This window comes from Alsobacter sp. R-9, from assembly GCF_054612375.1.
Genome location: NZ_JBTSWJ010000019.1, coordinates 42,957 through 64,161 on the forward strand (window position 1 = coordinate 42,957; position 21,205 = coordinate 64,161).

The following is a 21,205-nucleotide window of genomic DNA, read 5'->3' on the forward strand; positions in this document are numbered from 1 at the left end:
CCTCACCCCGCCGCCACGCGTTCGCGCACCAGGCGGCCGACGCCGCCGTAGTCGACCTTGCCGGAGCCCAGCAGCGGGACGCGGTCGACCACGACCACCTCGGCCGGGACCATCAGGTCCGCAGCGCCGCGCGACTTGGCGAACTGCATGAAGTCCGCGCGGGTCGCCGCGACCTTCTCCGTGATCAGGATGAGGCGCTCGCCCTTGCGCGGATCCGGGACGCTCGCAACGGCCGAAAGGACGCCGGGCCACAGCTCGGCCGCGAGGCTTTCCACCGCAGCGAGCGACACCATCTCGCCGCCGATCTTGGCGAAGCGCTTGGCGCGGCCCTTGATGGCGACGAAGCCCTCGGCGTCGATGGAGACGATGTCGCCGGTGTCGTGCCAGCCCTCCTCCGGCGGCTCCAGGACGCCGGGATTCTCGGCTCTCAGATAGCCGAGCATGACGTTCGGCCCCTTCACGTACAGCCGGCCGGCGCCCTCGACCCCGGGCACCGCCTCGAGCTTCACCTCCATGCCCGGCAGGATGCGGCCGACCGTGCCGAAGCGGTTGAACATCGGCGTGTTGAGCGCCAGGGCCGGCGCCGTCTCGGTGATGCCGTAGCCCTCCAGGATGCGCAGGCCGAACTTCTCCATCCACGTCCGGCGGGTCGCCTCCTTCACGGGCTCGGCGCCGGCGAGCACGTAGCGCAGCGACCGGAAGTCGTAGGGATGCGCTGACCGCGCGTAACCAGTGAGGAAGGTGTCCGTGCCGAACAGGATGGTGGCGTTCGTGCCGTACACGAGTTCGGGCACGATCCGGTAGTGCAACGGCGAGGGGTAGAGGTAGACGCGCACGCCGGAGACGAGCGGCAGCACGAGGCCGATCGTCAGGCCGAAGGAGTGGAACACAGGCAGGACGTTGAAGACCGTGTCGGTGCGGCCGAAATCGATGCGCGCTGCGGCCTGCGCCGCATTCGCCAGAAGGTTGCGGTTAGACAGCACCACACCCTTCGGTGCCCCCTCGGAGCCGGAGGTGAAGAGGATGACGGCGCGATCGTCCGCCTTGCGGCGGGACAGCGGCCGCTTCCAGTTCAGGAGCCCGGCCATCCGCTCGGCAAAGCCGATCTTGAGGCGCAGGTCGTCCAGCCAGACCACCGAAACGTGCTCGGAGAGCGCCCCGATCAGCGGCTCGAGGTGCCCCTTCTCGACGAAGGCACGGGAGGTGACGATGGTCTTCACCTCGGCCGCGCGGCAGGCGGCGAGCACGTTCGTGGCGCCGGCGGTGAAGTTGAGCATCGCCGGCACCCGGCCCGCGCTCAGCAGGCCGAGGATCGTGACGGCGGCGCCGCCGGAGGTCGGCAGCAGCACGCCCACGGCGGCGCCCTCGGGGGCGAGGTCGGCAAGGCGCCGGCCCAGCACGCGCGCGCCCGCCAGCATCCGGCGATAGGTGAGCGGCCCCGCGACGGGATCGTCCACTGCGACCCGGCCCGCACCGTGGACCGTCGCCGCCTCGATCACCGCGTCGATGATGGTGCGGTCGGTCGAGGTGGTGCGGAAGACGAGGTCGGACATGATCCCGTAGAGGCCGGCACCCGCCGCCTGGCGCCGGGCGCGCCCCTTCAACTCGGGGTCGACCTCGAGGCGCACCGGCTCCAGGATGGTGACCTTCACCTTCGGGAACCACCGGCGCCGGACCTGCTGCGCAGACAGCCGCGAGAAGGGCGTCGCCTCCAGCCCGTCGATGCGCACGGGCACGACCATCGCGCCCGACTTGTCGGCGATGAGGCCGGCACCGTCATAGACCTTCATCAGGCTGCCCGTGACCGTGATGCGGCCCTCGGGGAAGATCACCAGCGGGTCGCCCTGCTGGACGGCGTGGATCAGCGTGCGCGTCGCCATCGGCTTCGTCGGGTCCAGCGGCATGGCGCGGGTGATGCGGACGAAGGGCTTCACCCACCAGCGCTGCGCGATGCCGTGGTCGATGGCGAAGACCGGGTCCCGATCCATCAGCGAGAGCGCCAGCGCGCCGTCGAGGAAGCTGACGTGGTTCAGCGCGATGATGGGATTGGCGCCGGCCCTGGCCAGATTGTCGAGGCCGGTGACCTCCATCCGGTAGACCGCGCGGAAGACGATCGACAGGAGGTCGCGGAACGGGCGTACCGGCAGGAGCTTCAGGGCGGCGACCGCCGCGGCGAGGTTCAGAACACCCAGGCCGGCGATGATCTGCGCCTCGCCGAGCCCCATGCCCTGCAGGACCCCCGCCCCCAGAGCACCGCCGACGATGAAGAGCGCCTGCAGCACGTTGCCGGCGGCGATGACGCGGGCGCGCCGGTCCTCGCCGGCCCACGACTGCACGGCCGCGAACACGGGCACGATGAAGAGGCCGCCGGCCATGGCGAGTCCCATGAGGTCGATCGCGACCCGTACCCCCTGTCCGGTCGTGAAGAAGGCCAGCGGGCCGATTGGCTCGGGCCCGGGCACGGCGGACCACGTGGCGAGGCCGAGGTCGATGGCGAAGATGCCCATCAGCACGGCGCCGATGACCGTCGGGAGCAGGATGATTCGGCCGTGCGACATCCAGGCCGCCAACGCGGAGCCCGCGCCGATCGACACGGAGAACAGGGTCATGCAGGCGATGTAGAGGTTCTCGTTGCCGCCCAGCCGGTCGCGGACCAGCGTGGCGAGGAGGGCCAGCATGACCGCGCCGACCAGCCAGAACCAGCTGACGACCAGCGTGCCCCGCCACAGGCGCGGAACCTGCCACAGGTCGCGGATGAGCCCGACGGTCGAGGCGAGGATGTTCGGGTTGACCTTGAGGTCCGGCGCCTTCTCCCCCGTGGAGGGGATCATCCGCGCGGAGAGCCAGCACAGGACGGCGAAGACCATGAGAGACCCGGCGACCCACAGTGGATTCTCGGTGCCGGCCGCGGCCTTGGTGCCCGCCACGGTGCCGAGCAGGATCGCGATGAAGGTGGCGCCTTCGATGAGCGCGTTGCCCGCGGGCAATTCCTCGGTCTTCAGGTGATCCGGCAGGATGCCGTACTTGATGGGGCCGAAGAGGGCGGCGATGACGCCGAACAGGCCGAGCGCGACCATCAGGATCGGCACGGAGTGCAGCACGAAGCCGACGGCTCCGACGCCCGAGGCGAAGATCTCCGCGAATTTCAGCCGGCGCACGATGAGGGCCTTGTCGTATCGATCGGCCATCTCGCCGCCGATGCCGGAGAGAAAGAAGTAGGGGGCGATGAAGATCGCGCCGGCCAGTTGCACCAGTGTCCCGCCGCCCTGCAGCGCCAGCACGTACACGATGAGCGTGACGAGGGCGTTCTTGAGCAGGTTGTCGTTGAAGGCGGAGAAGAACTGGCACCAGAACAGCGGCGCAAACCGCCGCGAACGCATCAGGCCGTCCGACATCGTCGTCTCTCCCTCCGTCGCTCCGTCGAGGGAGGACCATCATGTGAGTGAACGTTCACTAACATCAATGGTCACCCAGATCAAGGGCGTGGCAGTGCCTACGCCGCGACGACGTCAGGCTCGCAGCCGGCCCGGCGAGAAATGGCGATCATGCGGGAGGCGACCGAGTCCCTGCGGCTAGCGGAGACCAGCGTAGATGCGAGTCGCGACGTCGGGAGCCGCCGACGGACGGATCGTCCTGCGCGGCGGAGGCAGGATGAGGCCCGTGCCACCTGCAGTCGCCCTGACGTCGCGGGGCGTCACACCAAATGCGCTCCGGAAAGCGCGGGAGAACTCGGGCGGATCCGGGAAGCCATGCTCCTCGGCGATGGCCGCGATCGATTTGTGGGCGAGGGTCGGATCGCGCAGCGCCGCGTGTGCGAGCGTCAGGCGCATCGTGCGGATGTATCGCGCGACCCCACCCTCGGCTTCGAAGAGCCTGTAGAGCGCCGACCGGGACATCCCCGCCGCGGCGGCGAGGTGGGCGGGGGTCAGGCGCGCCGACCCAAGGTTGCGCAGGACGGCGCGGCGCACGCGTTCCTTGCCGAGAGACGCCACGGCGTCGGGCGATGAACCCGCCGACGCGGCCGCGGAGGAGAGACAACCCACCAACGCGGCATGCACGACACCGAGGAGACCCGCGATTTCATCTTCGCGTGCCGCCGAGACGCGAGCCGGCAGGGCCCGCAGCACATCGGCAAAAAGGCCCGCCGCGGCCCCGCGCAAGGGACCGCTCGGCATGGTCGCGAGGGCCTGGGACAGGCGCAGGTCGAAGTCCCGGGGGAAGCAGAGCGACACCCACTCGACGTCGTCCCAGTTGATGCTCCACGTGTCGTTCACCGAAAACAGGACGACGTCCCCGGGTCCGGTCACGGCGTCGAAGCCCGCGTGGCGCAGCTCGCCGCGGCCCTTCGTCTGGACGCGGATCACCCAGTGATCGAACTGATCGCGGCGGACCCGGGTCGCATCGCGGACGAAATGCGCTCCCGCCACGCTCGTCTGGCTGAGCACCAGGCCGCCGTCGAAAATCCAGTTCTCGGTCCGCACACGCGCGTCGGCCTTGTCCCGATCCGGGAGAGCGATGGCGTTGAGCGACCCGAAAGCCGCGTTCCATGCGTCGAGCCGCTCATGCGGACGAATGTCATCGGTCGTGAACAGGACCGAGGATCCTGTCTTCAGTCCCGAGGACGCCGGAGGGGCACGCATGTGAAGGGCTCTTCCCTGATTTTCCTGACTTCCATGGTGACAGAGTTCCGCTTTCCGGCAAAGTCCGTGGTCCTCGCGGGCCCCTGGCGCCCTCCAGCGCTCCGGGCGCGCAGGGCTTTCGCGGGCACGCGAGTTTGGGACGATGTGCACAGACCCGAGACGCAGCGCACTTTCGGCTCGGCACGGGTCGAACTATCCCTGAGCCTGAGAAACTGTCCGAGCGCGCGGACCCCTGCCCGGATAGCCCCCGGACTTGCGGTCACCGTGGCTCGTTCGCCGACGCGATGGATGCTGCTGCGTGAGCCCTGTTGCCCTGACCGGACTGATCGTCGCCGCCGCCGTGGTCCTGTTCGTGTGGAACAGGATCCCGGTCGTCATCGTCGCCATGGGCGTCGCCGTGGCCCTGTGGGCGACCGGCGTGCTCTCCCTCTCCGACGCGATGGCGGGCCTCGGCGACCCCGCCGTGGTCTTCATCGCGTCGCTCTTCATCGTCAGCGCAGGCCTCGAGCGGACGGGCGTGACGACGTGGGCCGGCCAGCAGCTGATCGCGCGCGCCGGTGAGGACAGCCGCACCCGCCTCCTCGTGCTCACAGGGATGCTGGTGGCGCTCCTCACCGCGCTCATCAGCGTGAACGGGGCGGTCGCGGCGCTCCTGCCCGTCGTCGTCGTCATGGCCGTGCGGCTGAAGCGGCCGACATCCCAGCTGCTGATGCCGCTCGTCTTCTCCGCCCACGCAGGATCCCTGCTGGCGCTGACGGGAACGCCGGTGAACGTGCTCGTCAGCAACGCCTCCGTCGATGCCGGCCTCGCGCGCTTCGGGTTCTTCGAGTTCACCATCGTCGGCATCCCCCTCCTCGCGGGGACGCTGGCGATCATCGTGCTCTTCGGAGAGCGGCTGCTGCCCAAGCGCAGCGGTCCTTCCATGCCGGCCGACTTCAGCCGCCACGCGCGCACGCTGGTGGAGCAGTACGGGCTCACCTCAGGCCTGTTCCAGCTGCGGGTGAGGGCCTCCTCCCCGCTCGTCGGCACCAATCCGGCCTCCGTCGACCTCTCGGGTCACGCCGGGCTGCAGCTCATCGGCGCCCAGGACGTCCGGTCCTCGCCCCTGCAGCGCGACCGCTTGCAGGACGGCGACGTGCTGCTGCTGCGCGGCGATGCGGAGAGCGCGGCGGCCTTCGCCGCGGCCATGCACCTCGCCTTCCGCGAGGAGGACAAGGGCGACCCCGCCGACATCCTCTTCAACCGGAGTTCGGGCCTCGCCGAGGTGATGATACCGCCACGCTCGGCGCTAATCGGGCAGTCGGTGTTCGAGGGCATGGTCACGGAGAGCGGCGACCTGATGATCGTCGCCGTCCAGCGGCAGGGCCAGGTCCAGCGGGAATCCACCGTTCTCGAGGCCGGCGACACGCTGCTCCTGCAGGGCACCTGGAAGGCCCTCGACGTCCACCTCAGCGATCCCGACGTGCTCGTCGTGAACTCGCCGGACGTGGTCCGCCGCCAGGCGGTGCCGCTCGGGGCCGGCGCCAAGCAGACCATCGCCATCCTGCTCGGCATGGTGTTCCTGCTCGCGACGGGGCTCGTGCCGCCGGCGATCGCCGGTCTCCTGGCCGGCGCCGCGCTGATCCTGACGGGCGTGATGAACGTCGAGCAGTCCTACCGGGCCATCGACTGGACGACCGTGATCCTCGTCGGCGCGATGATGCCGCTGTCGACCGCCATGGAGCAGACCGGCGCCGCCAAGATGATGGCGGAAGCCCTCGTCGCGCTCGTCGGCGACGCCGGGCCGCTGGCGCTGCTGGCCGGGCTGTTCCTGCTCACCGCGATCATGGGGCAGCTGATCAGCAACACCGCCACGGCGCTCATCGTCATCCCCATCGGCGTCGCCGCCGCGGAGAGCCTGGGCATTTCGCCGCGCCCCGTTCTGATGAGCATCGCCGTGGCGGCAGCCGGTGCCTTCTTGACGCCCATCGCGACGCCGACCAACCTGATGGTGATGGGACCCGGCGGGTACGTCTTCAGCGACTACTGGAAGCTCGGCCTGCCGCTTCTCATCTGGTTCTTCGTGGTGTCCGTGTTCCTCGTCCCTCTGATCTGGCGTTTCTGACGCCGGGCCGTCGGCACGGCAGACCCGACCGACGGAGGTCACGTGACACGCGCGGTGCCGGCCGCACCCTGTCGCACAGCTTCGGCCTGCCTGCGCGCGGCGCTCGCGGCCGCGGCGCTGGTGGCGCTCGCGGGCTGTGCCGGCGCGCCCGAAGGCCTGCTCGTCCCGGTGGCTCCGCCGCCCGATGCGCCCCGCGTCGACATGCTGGCGGCGACGACGCGGGCGCCCGTGGCGGATCCGGCCGTCCTCTTCTCGGGCGACCGCGGCGATGGCGTCTCCTACGCCAACATCGTGGTCAGCGTGCCTCCCAACCATGCGCCTGGGACCCTCACCCTGCCCCGCGCGGGGGCGGCCGACCCGACCCGATCCTTCGCGGTGACGGAGGTCGAGCGGCTCGACGCCAAGGGCGTGAGGGCTTGGTTCGACAACCGGCAGGGGCGCCCGCGGCGAGTGTTCGTCTTCGTCCACGGTTACAATACGAGGTTCGACCGGGCCGTCTTCCGGTTCGCGCAGCTCGTGCACGATGCCGACGCAGCCGCGGCGCCGGTGCTGTTCTCATGGCCGTCGCGAGGGCGGCTGCTGGACTACCGGCGGGACACGGACAATGCGTCCTATTCGCGCTCGGACCTCGCGAAGCTGCTGGAGACGGCCGCCGCATCGCCGCACGTGGGCGAGATCACCATCCTCGCCCATTCGCTTGGCACGTGGGTCGCGGTGGAGGCCGTCCGCCAGGTGGCCCTCAGCCGCGGCAAGGGGCTCGGCAAGATCAACAACCTCATCCTCGCGTCGCCCGACCTCGACGTCGGCGTCTTCCGCCGACAGGTCGAGGACATGGGACCGCGGCGCCCGCACATCACGCTCTTCGTGGCCCAGAACGACAGGGCCCTGCGCTTCTCGGGCCTTCTCTCCGGAGGGCTGACACGCCTCGGGGCGATCGATCCCACGCAGGAGGAGTACCGGCAGCAGCTTGCGGGCCTTGGCGGGGTCACCGTCCTCGACCTGACGGCGCTGCGCTCCAACGACCGCCTCAACCACGACCTCTTCGCGCAGAGCCCGGCGGTCGTCCGCCTCGTGGGCGACCGCCTCATCCGCGGGCAGGTCGTCACCGACGAGGATCTCGATGCATCCTGGGCGGTCGAAGCTCTGGGATCGGCCACCGGCATGGTGGTTGCCGCGCCTCTCCTCGTCGTCCGGGCTGCGGCACAGGACTGAGCCACGGCTCCTGCGACAGGTCCAGGCGGAGAAAAGTAACCCATTCATTGATTTTGTTTCGCCCTGGTGGGACATTCCTCATGCTGAAGCTTTTTGTGTGGGGTGCGGGTGGCTTCGCGGTTTCCGGACGGCACGGCTGGCAACGTTATCCTGCGCGCGCGCCCGCGGCCGATGCTTCATGGCAGGATGCCCGTCCACGACGCGCGAAGCATCGCGCCGCATCGCCCGGCGTCGCTTCCTGACGAGGCCGCGCGCGACCGGGAGAGGCCGTCCGGACTCCTTCCGGCAGGCGAGGTGCCCAGCCCGGCGCCGCTGGCCGCGATCCTCGACGCCTACCTCAGTACGCTCGCCCGCCACCTTCCGACGCTCAGCCCCGCCCACATGCAGGCCCTCGCCGAACCCACGCGGCTGCTTCTGGTCGCCTGCGCGGCCACGCAGGACGTGCCCGGGTCCGCCGATGCCTCGGGAGCCGGGAGCACGATAGAGCGGGCGCGCCGCATCGTCCGTGACCACATCGCGGCGCCGGACTTCGGTCCCGTGCAGTTGTGCCGCGAACTCGCGATGTCGCGGTCTAAGCTCTACCGGGTCTTCGAGCGGACGGGCGGGGTCGCGGCCTTCATCCAGCGCGAGCGCCTGCAGGTCGCCTTCGAGCGGCTCACCAGCTCTTCCGGCGGCTCGATCGGCACGGTGGCCGCCGATGTCGGGTTTGCCGACCACTCCACGTTCAGCCGTGCCTTCCGCCGCGCGTTCGGCGTCAGTCCCCGGGACATCCGTGGCGTCGTCGCGCCGGCCCGGAGCGTGCACCCTCATGGGGGGAGGTGACGCGCGGCGAGCGGTCCGACGCGCTGGTGGGCCGTTCTCGTTTCCCGGCCCCGCCTGCCAGTATCGAAGTTTGGGATTCGGCGCCCAGCGGTGGGACTCTGAGCTAATCACGCGGATTTCGGGCGCTGCTAGCTGTTCTGGTGCCGAAACCAGTTGCCGGGTGGCCCCGCTGCCCGGCCCCGCTGGCGTCTGAGAAGCCAGAACGGGCTTCGACACCGGCACCTGCGTCCACGGGCGAAGAGCGCTTCGCCCCAACGTCCGGAGGAAACGATGTCCGACCTCAACGCGGTCCTCGCCTATGTCGACGATCACATCGACGACGCCCTGAAGCGGCTCCTCGAGGTTCTCCGGATCAAGTCGATCTCGACGGATCCGGCCTACGCCAAGGACTGCGCGGCATGCGCCGAGTGGCACGCCGAGGATCTCCGCAGCATCGGCTTCGACGCCTCCGCCCGGAAGACCCCGGGTCACCCGATCGTGGTCGGGCACGACCGCGCGTCGAAGGGCTTCTCGGTCCTGTTCTACGGCCACTACGACGTGCAGCCGGTAGACCCGCTAGAGTTGTGGTCGCACGACCCCTTCGAGCCCTTCATCGAGACCCGCCCGGACGGGACCAAAGCCATCCGCGGCCGCGGCTCGTCCGACGACAAGGGGCAGGTGATGACCTTCATCGAGGCGTGCCGGGCGTTCAAGGCGGTGCGCGGCCACCTGCCCATCCCCGTCTCGGTCCTGCTCGAGGGCGAGGAGGAGTCCGGTGGCGCGAGCCTGCCCGGCTTCCTCGAGACGAACGCGCAGGAACTGAAGGCCGACGTCGGCCTGATCTGCGACACCAGCATGTGGGATCCGCGCACCCCCGCGATCACCACCATGCTGCGCGGCCTGTGCGGCGAGGAGGTGTTTATCACCGCCGCGGACCGGGACCTGCACTCGGGCTTCTACGGGTCGGCGGCGGCCAACCCGAACCACGTCCTCGCGCGCATCCTGGCGGACCTTCGCGACGCCGACGGCCGCATCGCGATCCCCGGCTTCTACGACGGGGTGCCCGAGCTGCCCGAGGTGTTGCGCAAGCAGTGGGATGCACTGAACTTCGACCCGTCCAAGTTCCTCGGGGCCGTCGGCCTGTCGATCCCGGCCGGCGAGAAGGGGCGCAGCGCGCTGGAGATGATCTGGTCGCGGCCGACCTGCGAGATCAACGGCATGGGCGGCGGCTACCAGGGCGAGGGCTTCAAGACGGTGATCCCGTCCAAGGCGTCGGCGAAGGTGTCCTTCCGCCTCGTCTTCGACCAGGACCCGCACGCCGTGCGCAAGGCCTTCCGCGAGTTCGTCAAGGCCCGCGTCCCCGCCGACTGCAAGGTCGAGTTCAAGGATCACGGATCGGGCAAGGCCATCCGCTTCGACATCAGCGCACCGGCGTTCGAAAAGACGCGCGAGGCGCTGACGCAGGAGTGGGGCGTGCCGGCCGCCTATGTCGGCGGCGGCGGCTCGATCCCCGTCAACCACCAGCTGAAGTCGGCGCTCGGGATGGACGTGATCCTTGCCGGCTTCGCGCTGGAGGACGACCGCATTCACAGCCCGAACGAGAAGTACGACCTGAAGTGCTTCCACAAGGGTATCCGCTCCTGGGTGCGCATCCTCGACGCCCTGTCCCGTTGACGGAGTACACGTTGGCAGAAGCGGCCAAGACCGGCGCCCTGATCGAGACCGACCCGCCGACGGCGAGTCGGAGCCGTGGCCTGCGCTTCCTCGTGATAGGCCTCGCCCTGCTGCTGCTGGGCGGCATCGCCATTGCGCTGCCCGACGCGTCGACGACGGCGACGGGCACCATCCTGGGGACTGTGGTCACCATCGGCGGGGTCGTGGTGGTCGTGCAGGCGCTGCGCGACACCCATTGGCGTGGCTTCACGTGGCAATTGCTGTTCGGCTCGGCCGAAGTCGTCGGGGGAATCCTCATCGTGCTGAACCCGTTGAAGGGCGCTGCAGCCATCGCGCTGCTGGTCGTGATCGTGATGGTCGCGCAGGCCGTGACGCAGGTCGGGCTGGCCCTGAAGATCCGGCCGGCGCGCGGCTGGTGGTGGCTGCTGGTGGCGAGTGCCGTGACGGTCCTCATCGCGCTCGGCCTGCTCCTTCGGTTTCCCTACGACCTCGTCGACTCGCCCGGGGAGATGGCGGGGATCGCCATGGTCTTCGCCGGAACGGCCTTCCTTCTCATCGGTGCCGGTTGGCTGCGGTTGCACGCGGAGGCTGCGTCGTGAGGGTCGCCATCGTCCTTGCCGGAGCCGCGGCGCTCCTTGCCACCGCGGCCTGCCGGCCTGCGGAGGAGGCCGCCGCGCCGACACCGCCGCGGCCCGTCCGCACGATGACGATCGGGGCGCCCGTGCAGCAGGCGCCCGTGGTGTTCCCAGGCCGCATCGAGGCGATGGAGACCGCGCACCTCGGCTTCCGGGTCGGCGGACGCGTGACCGAGCGCCTCGTCGGCGTCGGGGCGCAGGTGAAGGACGGCCAGGTGCTGGCGCGGCTCGACCCCGAGGTGGAGCTCAACGACCTGCGCTCGGCGCGCGCCACCTTCATCGCGGCGGAGAGCGCCAACCGGCAGGCGCAGGGGCGCCTCGACAGGCAGGCCCAGTTGTATGCGCGGGGCGTGACGTCGCGGGCAGAATTCGAGGCCGCCGAGCAGGCCGCCAAGTCGGCGCGCTCCCAGATGGAGGCCGCTGCGGCGCAGGTGCGCATCGCCGAGGAGGTGGTGGGGTTCACCGTGCTGCGGGCCGATGCGGCCGGCGTCGTGACAACCGTCGGCGCCGAGCCCGGCGAGGTCGTGGCGCCCGGGCGGCCTGTCGTCAGCGTCGCCCGCAAGGACGGCCGGGACGCCGTGCTCGACGTGCCGGCCGGGGCGCTCGACCTGCTCGCAGCCGACAGCCGCGTCTCCGTGACGATTCCGGGCGACGTCGGCGTGTCGGCGACGGGCCGCGTGCGCGAGGTCTCACCCGAAGCCGACCCGACCACGCGGCTCTTCCGCGTGCGCATCGGCCTTGGCGCGGCCCCCGGCATGCGGCTCGGGCAGTCGGTCCAGGTGTCCCTGCTGCCTGCCGAGACCGGCGGGCTTGCGCTTCCGGCAAGCGCCGTCGTGCGGCAGGGCCCGGAAGCGGCCGTGTGGGTGGTGGATCCGGTCTCCGGCGCCCTTGCGCGCCGCTTGGTCGAGGTCGCGACGGAGGATCCGGGGACCGTGGTGATCACGAAGGGGCTCGCGGCAGGTGACGTCGTCGTCACGGCCGGGGCGTCCGGCCTGAAGGCCGGGCAGAAGGTCCGGTTGGCGGGAGTGGAGCCGTGACGCGGTTCAATCTGTCCGAGTGGGCGCTGCGGCAGCGGTCCTTCGTCGTCTACCTGATGCTGGTCAGCGTCGCCGCCGGCCTGCTCGCCTACTGGCGCCTGGGGCGCAGCGAGGATCCCTCCTTCGTGATCAAGACGATGGTCGTCTCGGCCGCGTGGCCCGGCGCGACCATGGAGGAGATGCTCAAGCAGGTGACGGAGCGGCTCGAGCGGACGCTGGAGGAGACGCCCGAGGTCGACTTCATCCGCAGTTACACGACCCGCGGCGTGACGACGATCTTCGTCAATCTCAAGCAGTCCGTGCCCGGCCGCGACGTGCAGGGCATCTGGCAGCAGGCGCGCAACCTCGTCGGCGACATCCGCCACACGCTGCCGCAAGGGGTCGTCGGGCCGTTCTACAACGACCGGTTCGGGGACACCTTCGGCATCATCTACGGGTTCACCGCCGACGGCTTCAGTCGCCGCGAGCTGCGCGACACCGTGGAGTCCATCCGCTCGCGGCTGCTGCAGGTGCCGGACGTCTCGAAGGTCGAGATCATCGGCCCGCAGGACGAGCGGATCTTCATCGAGTTCTCGGTGCGCGAACTGGCGCGGCTCGGGCTCGACCGGCAGGCCGTCATCGCCGCCCTGCAGAGCCAGAACGCCGTGATGCCGTCCGGATCGATCCTCACCGGGGACGAGCGGCTGACGGTGCGCGTCTCCGGTGCGTTCTCCACCGAGGACGACGTCCGCAACATCAACATCGCGGTCGGCGACCGGATGGTGCGGCTCGCCGACATCGCCACCGTGAAGCGCGGCTATTCCGACCCGCCGCAGCCGATGTTCCGGGTCAACGGCCGCGAGGCCATCGGCCTCGGCATCGCCATGCGCGACGGCGGCGACATCCTCGCCCTCGGCGAGAACGTCAAGAAGGCCATGGCGAAGATCACCGCCAACCTGCCGCACGGCATCGAGCCGGTGCTCGTCGCGGACCAGGCCGTGACGGTGCGCTACGCCATCGCCGACTTCATGACCTCGCTGTGGCAGTCGGTCGCCATCATTCTCGTGGTCAGCTTCATCGCGCTCGGCGTGCGCGCGGGTCTCGTGGTCGCGCTCGCCATCCCGCTGACGCTGGCCATCGTCTTCGCCCTGATGGACATCGCGCACATCGACATGCAGCGCGTGTCGCTCGGCGCGCTCATCATCGCCCTCGCCCTCCTCGTCGACGACGCCATGACGACGACGGACGCGACGATGTCGCGGCTTGCGCTGGGCGAGCCGAAGGAGAAGGCCGCCACCTTCGCGTTCAGCCAGTACGCGATGGCGATGCTGGCCGGCACGCTGGTGACCATCGCCGGCTTCGTGCCGATCGGCTTCGCGGCGAGCTCGGCGGGCGAGTACACATTCTCGCTCTTCGCCGTGGTGAGCATGGCGCTGCTCGTGTCCTGGTTTGTCGCGGTGGTGTTCGCGCCGGTGCTGGGCGTCGCCATCCTGAAGCCGCCGGCGAAGACGGGTGGCGGCGACGGCCCGGTCGTCCGCGGCTTCCGGCAGTTCCTCAAGGCGGCCATGCGGGCGCGCTGGCTGACGCTCGCCGTCACGGTCGGAGCCTTCGTGCTCTCGGTGCTGGCCCTGCCGCTGGTGCCGCGGCAGTTCTTCCCTGCGTCCGACCGCACGGAACTCCTCGTCGACCTGCGGCTGCCGCAGGGCGCTTCGCTGCGCGCGAGCGAGAGCGTCTCGGCCCGCTTCGACGCGGTGTTGAAGGGCGATCCCGATGTGGAGCGGTTCAGCACCTATGTCGGGCGCGGGGCGATCCGCTTCTACCTGCCGTTGAATGCCCAGCTGCCCAACGAGTTCTTCAGCCAAGTCGTGATCGTGGCGAAGGACGTCGCGGCGCGCGAGCGGCTGCAGAAGAAGCTCGAGGGGATTCTCGCGACCGACTTCCCCGGCCTCGTCACGCGCGTCTACCCGCTGGAGCTCGGGCCGCCGGTCGGCTGGCCGGTGCAGTACCGCGTGTCCGGGCCCGACATCGCCGAGGTGCGCGGCATCGCCATGCGCGTGGCGCAGACGATCGCCGCCAATCCGCGCACGAAGCAGGTGGGCTTCGACTGGATCGAGCCGTCCCGCGAGGTGCGCCTGAAGGTGGACCAGGACGAGGCGCGGCGGCTGGGGCTCAGCACGCAGACGCTCTCCGGCGTGCTCGCCACGGTGCTGACAGGCGCCCCGGTGACGCAGGTGCGCGACGACATCTACCTCGTCGACGTCGTGCTGCGCTCGCGCGACGACGAGCGGCTGACGCTCGACACGCTGCGCTCGCTGCAGGTGCTGACGCCGGCCGGGCGCAGCGTGCCGCTGTCGCAGTTCGTCACCATCGACTACGCGCAGGACTACCCGCTGATCTGGCGCCGCGACCGCGTGACGACGCTCACCATCGAGGCCGACGTGCTGCCCGGCGTCCTGCCGGAGACGGTGGTCGCAGAGCTCGACCCCAGCATCGAGGCGATCCGCGCCAAGCTGCCCGACGGATACCGGCTCGACACCGGCGGCACGGTGGAGGAGAGCGCCAAGTCGCAGGCCTCGGTGGTTGCCGTGGTGCCGCTGATGCTCTTCATCATGCTCACGGTGCTGATGGCGGAGCTGCGCAGCTTCGGGCGGCTCGCCGTCGTGCTCAGCATCGCCCCGCTCGGCCTCATCGGCGTGGTCGGCGCGCTGCTGCTCTCGGGCAAGCCGCTGGGCTTCGTCGCGCTGCTCGGCATCCTTGCCCTCATCGGCATCATCACCAAGAACGCGGTGATCCTGATCGGCCAAATCGAGACCGAGCGGGCGGCCGGAAAGAGCGCGTTCGAGGCGGCGCTCGACGCCAGCACGGTGCGCTTCCGGCCGATCATGCTGACGGCGGTCTCGACAGTGCTCGGCATGATCCCGATCGCGCCGACGGTGTTCTGGGGGCCGATGGCCTTCGCCATCATGGGCGGGCTTCTGGTGGCGACGGTGCTGACGCTGGTGTTCCTGCCGACGCTCTACGTGACCTGCTTCGGACGCGAGACGACGCCGGCACCCGCCAAGACGCTGGAGACCGCGCCATGATCCTCCGGTCGCATCGGCTCGTGCTCCTCGGCGCCGCGGCACTGCTGCTGCCGATCCTCTCCGGATGCGGCAAGGACGACGGCGCGGATGCGCGCGCCGGCCGCCCCGTGCCGGTCGTCACGGTCGCCACTTCGACGGTGCGCGACGCGATCCTCGTGACCGGCGACATCCAGGCGACGAAGGACGTCGACGCGGGCTTCCGGGTTGGCGGGCGGGTGATCGAGCGCACCGTCAACGTCGGCGACCGAGTGGCGGCGGGGCAGCTGCTCGCCCGGCTCGACCCGACGACGGAGGAGACGGCGCTGAAGGCCGCGCAGGCGACGCTCGCCGCGGCCCGGGCCGACATCACGACAACCCGCAACGCCTACGAGCGGCAACAGTCGCTCATCGACCAGGGGTTCACGACGCGGCCGCGCTACGACCAGGCGAAGCAGGCGTGGGAGACGGCGCAGGCGCGCCTTCAGGACGCGGAGGCGCGCGTCGAGGCGGCGGCAGACCGCGTCCGGTTCACGCAGCTGCGGGCCGACGCGGCCGGCGTCGTCACGGCGCGCGGCGCGGAGGTGGGCGAGGTGGTCCAGCCCGGGCGCATGATCGTGCGGATCGCGCGCGACGACGGACGCGACGCCGTGTTCGACGCCCCCGCCTCGGTGCTGCGGGCCGGCAGCGGCGACACCGTCATTCGCGTCGCCCTCGTCAGCGACCCCGCAGTGGTCACCACCGGACGGGTCCGCGAGGTCGCTCCGCAGGCCGATCCCGTGACGCGCACCTTCCGCGTGCGGGTCGGGCTCGACTCGCCGCCCGAGGCCATGCGCCTCGGCGCGCCGGTGAACGGCTCGTTCGACCTCGCCTCTGCGGTGGTCGTGTCCATCCCGGCCTCGGCGCTGACCTCCACGGGGCGGACGCCGGCCGTGTGGGTGGTGGACCCGAAGACATCGACCGTGTCGCTTCGCCCCATCGACGTCCTGCGCTTCGAGACGGGACGCGTGGTGGTATCGAACGGCATAGACCCCGGCGACGTGATCGTCGCGGCCGGGGTGCAAGCCCTCCATCCGGGCCAGCGCGTCAAGCCGCTGGCGCCGACAAGGACAGCCTCCCCCGCCGCGGGGAGCCAGAACACGGCCGGACGGGCCGCAGGGGAGCCGAGGGGATGAAGACCGCAACCGAGACGTCGCCGCAGAAGTCCGGCATGCAGAAGCTGCTCGACACGGTCGAGCGCGTCGGGAACATGGTTCCGCATCCGGTCGTGATCTTCCTCATCCTGATCGCGGTCGTGATCGTTCTTTCGGCGGTGCTCTCCGCCTTCGGCACGAAGGTCACGCTGGAGGTCCTCAACGCCGAAACCAACAAGATCGACAAGACCACCACCGAGATCCGAAGCCTGCTGTCGACCGAGGGCATCCGGTTCCTCTACTCCTCGCTCATCCCGAACTTCATGAGCTTCACCGCCGTGGGCCTGATGATCGGCGCGATGATCGGCGCCGGCGTCGCGGAGGAATCCGGGCTCGTCAAGGCGCTGATCCGCAAGCTCGTGATCGTCTCTCCCGCCGGTGCGCTGACATACATCCTCGCCTTCGTCGGCATCATCTCCAGCATCGCGGCCGACGCCGGCTATCTCGTGCTGATCCCGCTGGCGGGCGTCGCCTACATGAGCGTCGGGCGCCATCCGCTCGCCGGCCTCGCGCTCGGCTTCGCCGCCGTGGCGGGCGCCTTCACGGTGAACATGCTGATCAAGCCGCTCGACGCGGTGCTGGTCGAGTTCACCAACGACGCGGGCCGCCTCGTCAACCCGGCCACTAACATCGGCCTGGCCTCCAACCTGTGGTTCTCGATCGCCTCGGTGCTTTTCCTCACGGTCGTGATCGCGGTCATCACCGACCGCGTGATCTCGCCGCGGCTCGGCGAGTACAAGCCCGCCGACGGCGCGCCCGCCGCGACGGGCGCGGAGCTGTCGGAGGCGGAAGCGCGCGGCCTGCGCTATGCGCTCTACGGCCTCATCGGCGTCGGCGTCGTGTTCGCGCTGCTCACGATCCCGTCAGGCGCGCCGCTGCGCAATCCGACGACGGGAGAGCTGATCGGCAACTCGCCGTTCATGAACGGCCTGATCGGCCTGATCATGGTCACGTTCCTGACGACCGGCTGGGCCTATGGCGTGGGCGCCGGCACGGTGAAGACCCTCTCCGACGTCATCAGGGCGATGGAGAAGGCTGTCACGGGGCTCGGCAACACGATCTTCCTGCTCTTCGTGCTGAGCCAGTTCGTGGCCTACTTCACCTACACGAACATCGGCACGATCATGGCGCTGAAGCTCTCCGACGTGCTGCAGTCGGCCAACATCGGCGCCCTGCCGCTGCTGCTCGGCTTCATCGTCGTCGTGGCGCTGATCGACCTGCTGCTGACGGGCGCTCTCGCCAAGTGGGCGATCTTCGCGCCGGTCTTCGTGCCTCTGCTGATGAAGCTCGGCGTCGAGCCGGAGGCGGTGCTGGCTGCCTACCGCGTCGGCGACTCGCCGATGAACGCCATCACGCCGCTGAACGCCTACTTCGCCGTCGTGGTCGGCTTTGCGCAGAAGTACGACAAGTCGGCGGGCGTCGGGACGCTGGTGGCGCTGATGCTGCCCTACGTCATCACGATGTTCGTGCTCTGGACGGCGCTGTTCGCCGTGTGGAAGATCATCGGACTGCCGTGGGGCCTGTGAGCCCCGCGTCGGCCCCTCCCCCGAACGTCCCTGTCCGAAGCCATCTGATGGAGTAACCCATGGCAGACCTCGTCTTCATCGCCTTCCCCACCGAAGCCAAGGCCGAGGAGGTGCGCAAGCGCGTGCTGGACCTCCAGAAGGAGTACCTCATCGAACTCGGCGACGCGGTCGTCGTGGTGAAGGACCCCGAGGGGCACATCAAGCTGAACCAGCTCATCAACACGACGGCGGCCGGCGCCGCCTCGGGTGCGCTGTGGGGGACGCTGATCGGCCTGATCTTCCTCAACCCGCTGATCGGCGCGGCGGTGGGCGCCGCTTCCGGCGCCCTTGGCGGCAAGCTCACCGACGTCGGCATCAGCGACGCCTTCATGAAGGACGCGGCCTCTGCGCTGCAGCCCGGCACGGCGGGCCTTTTCCTGCTGATCAAGAAGGTCACGGGCGACAAGGTCCTGAAGGACCTGCAGGGCGTCGGCGGCGTGGTCATGAAGACCTCGTTCGACGAGGCGCAGGAGGCGAAGCTGCGGGCGGCGCTTGCGGGCACGCCGGCCGCGCCGGGCGCCTGAGCCCCTCGACCGCGTGACCGGGACCGGCATCGACGCCTTCGAGCCGCTGCTTCCGGCGGAGCGCAGGATCATCGCGGAACTGCGCTCCGGTGACTTCGACCGCCTCGGCGACGGCACCCGCCCCGTCGAGGCGGATCCCGAGCGGACCGTGCGGGCCGAGCTCCTGCGCTTCCTGCTGCTCGGCGGCTCCGGCGACGTCCGGCCGCACGAGAAGGGCGTACGCGTGAGCGGCGGCTACATCGTCGGCATCCTCGACCTCGAGGGATGCCGCGTGCCGCGCGACATCGGCCTGAAGGACTGCCTGTTCGAGGCCGCTCCCATCCTGCGCTCCGCGATCATCGACAGCCTGTTCCTCGACGGATCGAGCGTTCCCGGGCTTCTGGCGGACAGGCTGGAGGCCCGCGGCGACCTGACGCTGCGCGGCGCCGACGTGCGAGGGCCTGTGGAGCTTGCCGGCGCCCGCATCGGGGGCTGGTTCGAGGCAGACGGCGCCTCGCTGCACGCGCCTGGCGGGCTCGTCGTCGAGGCCCCTGGCCTGGCCGCGCGCGGCGTCCACCTGCGAGGCGCCTCGGTGCGTGGCGGCGTGGACCTCGAGGGCGCGCGCCTCGTCGCCGGGCTGGAAGCCCAGGGCATGGTGCTGGAGCACCCCGAGGGGCAGGCGCTCGATGCGGATTCGCTCGAGACGGGCAGCAACGTGATCCTGCGTCGCGCCCGGATCGTCGGCGAGGTCAACCTCCTGGGCTCCCATGTGAGTGGCGATCTCGACGGGCTCGGCGCCACGTTCAGCAACCCGGGTCGGGTCGCGCTCAATCTCGGTCGTGCGACGATCGAAGGCGGCTTCCTGCTGCGCGAGGGCGCGCGGGTGGAGGGTACGCTCGACATGACGGGGACGAGCGTCGGCACCGTGCACGACGAGGCGGAGGCCTGGCCCCCGGCCGGGGACCTGCTGCTGAACCGCTGCATGTACAACGGGTTCATCGACGGGCCGGCTGACGCGGCGAGCAGGCTCGACTGGCTTTCCCGGCAGTCCCCCGCCCGGTGGGGCGAGGATTTCTGGCCCCAGCCCTACGAGCAGCTCGCCACCGTGTTCCGCGACATGGGGCACGACGAGGACGCGCGGCGCGTGCTCGTCGAGAAGGAGCGCCTGCAGCGGGCGGCGCGACGGGCGCGGGCGGGCAACGCCAGCCTGCGCGCGGCGCTGGGCGCCAAGGACTGGCTGCTGGGGGTCACGCTCGGCTATGGGCGCCAGCCTCTGCTGGCCTTTCTCTGGCTGCTGCTCATCTGGCTGGTGGGTGTCGGGGTCTTCGCCCAGGCGGACGCCGTCGGCGCGATGAAGCCCAACAGCCCGGTCGTGCTGCGTTCGCCGGAATGGACGGCCTGCCGCCTGCCACGCGGGCAGACCGCGGAACTCACCGCTACGGCACAGATCGTGCAAGGACGCGCCGAGCCGGGGCAGACGCAGCTCGCCTGCTTCCGGTCGCAGTTCGAGGCCCTGAGCTACCCGGAGTTCAACGCGTGGATGTATTCCCTCGACACGCTGTTCCCGGTGATGGAAATCGGGCAGCGCAACTACTGGCGGCCTGACCCGGCGCAACGCTGGGGAGGGGTGACCATCGCCTTCTTCTACCTCGAGTCGATCCTCGGCTGGGCGCTCAGCCTGCTGGCCGTGGCCGGGTTCTCGGGGCTCGTCAAGTCGAACTGAGGGACCATCGTGACCAGGAAGCCCACCCGGCGGACATCGCCATCCTCCCGCCGCGCCCGCCCGGCGCGGCTGCCCGTCGACCTCGCCCTCCAGGGCGGGGGCGCGCACGGCGCCTTTACGTGGGGCGTGCTCGACCGCGTTCTGCAGGAGGAGTGGGTCGAGATCAACGGCGTGTCGGGCACGTCCGCCGGCGCGATGAACGCCGCCGTCATGGCGTCCGGCTACGCGGCCGGCGGGCGGGAGGCGGCGCGCGAGGCGCTGGAGACGTTCTGGCGGAAGGTGTCGGACGCGGCCCGGTTCAGCCCGTTCCAGCGCAGCCCGCTGGACGTCCTGCTCGGGCGCTGGACGCTCGACAACTCGCCGCTGTTCGTCGCCATGGACCTGATGTCGCGGGTGGTGTCGCCCTACGACCTCAACCCGGCGGGCACGAACCCGCTGCGGGACATTCTCGCCGAGGTCGTCGACTTCGACGCCATCTGCAGGGGGCCGATCAAGGTCTTTGTCACCGCCACCAACGTGCGCACCGGGCGTGGCCGGGTGTTCCGCAACGCCGACCTGACGCCGGACGTGCTGCTGGCGTCGGCCTGTCTGCCGACGCTCTTCCAGGCGATCAGCATCGACGGGGACGACTACTGGGACGGCGGCTACTCGGGCAACCCGACGATGACCCCGCTGATCCGCGAGTCGGACGCGCTCGACACGATCCTCGTGCAGATCAATCCCATCGAGCGGCCCGGCACGCCGCGCACGGCGCGCGACATCCTCAACCGTCTCAACGAGGTGTCCTTCAACGCCGTCCTCCTGAAGGAGCTTCGGATGATGGCGCTCCTGCGGCAGAAGGCCGATCCCGGCCGTGGCGAAGGCGCCCGCTGGGCCGGCATGCGGGTCCACCGCATCGCCAGCGACATCATGGTGGACCTCGGCTATTCCTCGAAGCTCAACGCCGAGTGGGATTTCCTGACCATGCTGCGGGACGAGGGGCGGAAGGCCGCCGAAGCCTTCTACGTCGAGCACGCCGACAGCCTCGGCCGGGAGTCCTCGCTCGACCTCGACGCCTTCATCGAGGGGGTCTGAGCGTCC

Annotated in this window: 14 protein-coding genes; 12 read left to right on the forward strand and 2 right to left on the reverse strand. The window is 70.2% G+C overall.

All coding sequences use genetic code 11. From position 1 onward, the window contains the following. Nucleotides 1-2: 2 nt before the first annotated feature. Nucleotides 3-3,395, reverse strand: a complete 3,393-nt coding sequence (locus ACX9GQ_RS22960) for an acyl-[ACP]--phospholipid O-acyltransferase (RefSeq protein WP_459631939.1) — start codon at nt 3,393-3,395, stop codon at nt 3-5. Nucleotides 3,396-3,572: 177 nt separating this feature from the next. Continuing rightward, nucleotides 3,573-4,640 (reverse strand): helix-turn-helix domain-containing protein, encoded by a 1,068-nt coding sequence (locus tag ACX9GQ_RS22965; protein WP_459631940.1) that lies wholly within the window; start codon nt 4,638-4,640, stop codon nt 3,573-3,575. A gap of 298 nt (nt 4,641-4,938) precedes the next feature. On the opposite strand from ACX9GQ_RS22965, the gene ACX9GQ_RS22970 reads away from it, so the two are divergent. From ACX9GQ_RS22970 to ACX9GQ_RS23025, 12 genes are all read left to right on the forward strand, one after another. Next, the gene (locus tag ACX9GQ_RS22970; RefSeq protein ID WP_459631941.1) at nt 4,939-6,744 is read left to right on the forward strand and encodes an SLC13 family permease; all 1,806 of its coding nucleotides are present in this window, start codon (nt 4,939-4,941) and stop codon (nt 6,742-6,744) included. A gap of 42 nt (nt 6,745-6,786) precedes the next feature. After that, nucleotides 6,787-7,956, forward strand: coding sequence for an alpha/beta hydrolase (locus ACX9GQ_RS22975; RefSeq protein ID WP_459631942.1), 1,170 nt, complete (start codon nt 6,787-6,789; stop codon nt 7,954-7,956). A 294-nt stretch (nt 7,957-8,250) separates the two neighbouring features. Next, nucleotides 8,251-8,778 (forward strand): helix-turn-helix domain-containing protein, encoded by a 528-nt coding sequence (locus ACX9GQ_RS22980; protein ID WP_459631943.1) that lies wholly within the window; start codon nt 8,251-8,253, stop codon nt 8,776-8,778. A gap of 270 nt (nt 8,779-9,048) precedes the next feature. Next, the gene (locus ACX9GQ_RS22985; RefSeq protein WP_459631944.1) at nt 9,049-10,431 is read left to right on the forward strand and encodes a M20/M25/M40 family metallo-hydrolase; all 1,383 of its coding nucleotides are present in this window, start codon (nt 9,049-9,051) and stop codon (nt 10,429-10,431) included. Between the two features lie 11 nt (nt 10,432-10,442). Then, nucleotides 10,443-11,030, forward strand: a complete 588-nt coding sequence (locus ACX9GQ_RS22990; RefSeq protein WP_459631945.1) for an HdeD family acid-resistance protein — start codon at nt 10,443-10,445, stop codon at nt 11,028-11,030. Further along, nucleotides 11,027-12,103 (forward strand): efflux RND transporter periplasmic adaptor subunit, encoded by a 1,077-nt coding sequence (locus ACX9GQ_RS22995; protein ID WP_459631946.1) that lies wholly within the window; start codon nt 11,027-11,029, stop codon nt 12,101-12,103. Before ACX9GQ_RS22990 ends, ACX9GQ_RS22995 begins: the two co-directional genes overlap by 4 nt. Continuing rightward, nucleotides 12,100-15,165, forward strand: a complete 3,066-nt coding sequence (locus tag ACX9GQ_RS23000) for an efflux RND transporter permease subunit (protein WP_459631947.1) — start codon at nt 12,100-12,102, stop codon at nt 15,163-15,165. Before ACX9GQ_RS22995 ends, ACX9GQ_RS23000 begins: the two co-directional genes overlap by 4 nt. Further along, nucleotides 15,162-16,316, forward strand: coding sequence for an efflux RND transporter periplasmic adaptor subunit (locus tag ACX9GQ_RS23005; protein ID WP_459631948.1), 1,155 nt, complete (start codon nt 15,162-15,164; stop codon nt 16,314-16,316). The genes ACX9GQ_RS23000 and ACX9GQ_RS23005 overlap by 4 nt, the downstream gene beginning before the upstream one ends. Next, a complete protein-coding gene (locus ACX9GQ_RS23010; RefSeq protein ID WP_459631949.1) occupies nt 16,313-17,860 on the forward strand; it encodes an AbgT family transporter in 1,548 nt (515 codons plus the stop codon). Before ACX9GQ_RS23005 ends, ACX9GQ_RS23010 begins: the two co-directional genes overlap by 4 nt. Before the next feature lie 59 nt (nt 17,861-17,919). Further along, nucleotides 17,920-18,423 (forward strand): DUF1269 domain-containing protein, encoded by a 504-nt coding sequence (locus tag ACX9GQ_RS23015; RefSeq protein ID WP_459631950.1) that lies wholly within the window; start codon nt 17,920-17,922, stop codon nt 18,421-18,423. 13 nt (nt 18,424-18,436) lie between these two features. Beyond that, nucleotides 18,437-20,125, forward strand: coding sequence for a hypothetical protein (locus ACX9GQ_RS23020; protein WP_459631951.1), 1,689 nt, complete (start codon nt 18,437-18,439; stop codon nt 20,123-20,125). Between the two features lie 9 nt (nt 20,126-20,134). Further along, nucleotides 20,135-21,199 carry a patatin-like phospholipase family protein gene (locus tag ACX9GQ_RS23025; RefSeq protein WP_459631952.1) on the forward strand — a complete coding sequence of 355 codons (1,065 nt, stop codon included), beginning with the start codon at nt 20,135-20,137 and terminating at the stop codon, nt 21,197-21,199. Nucleotides 21,200-21,205: the final 6 nt, after the last annotated feature.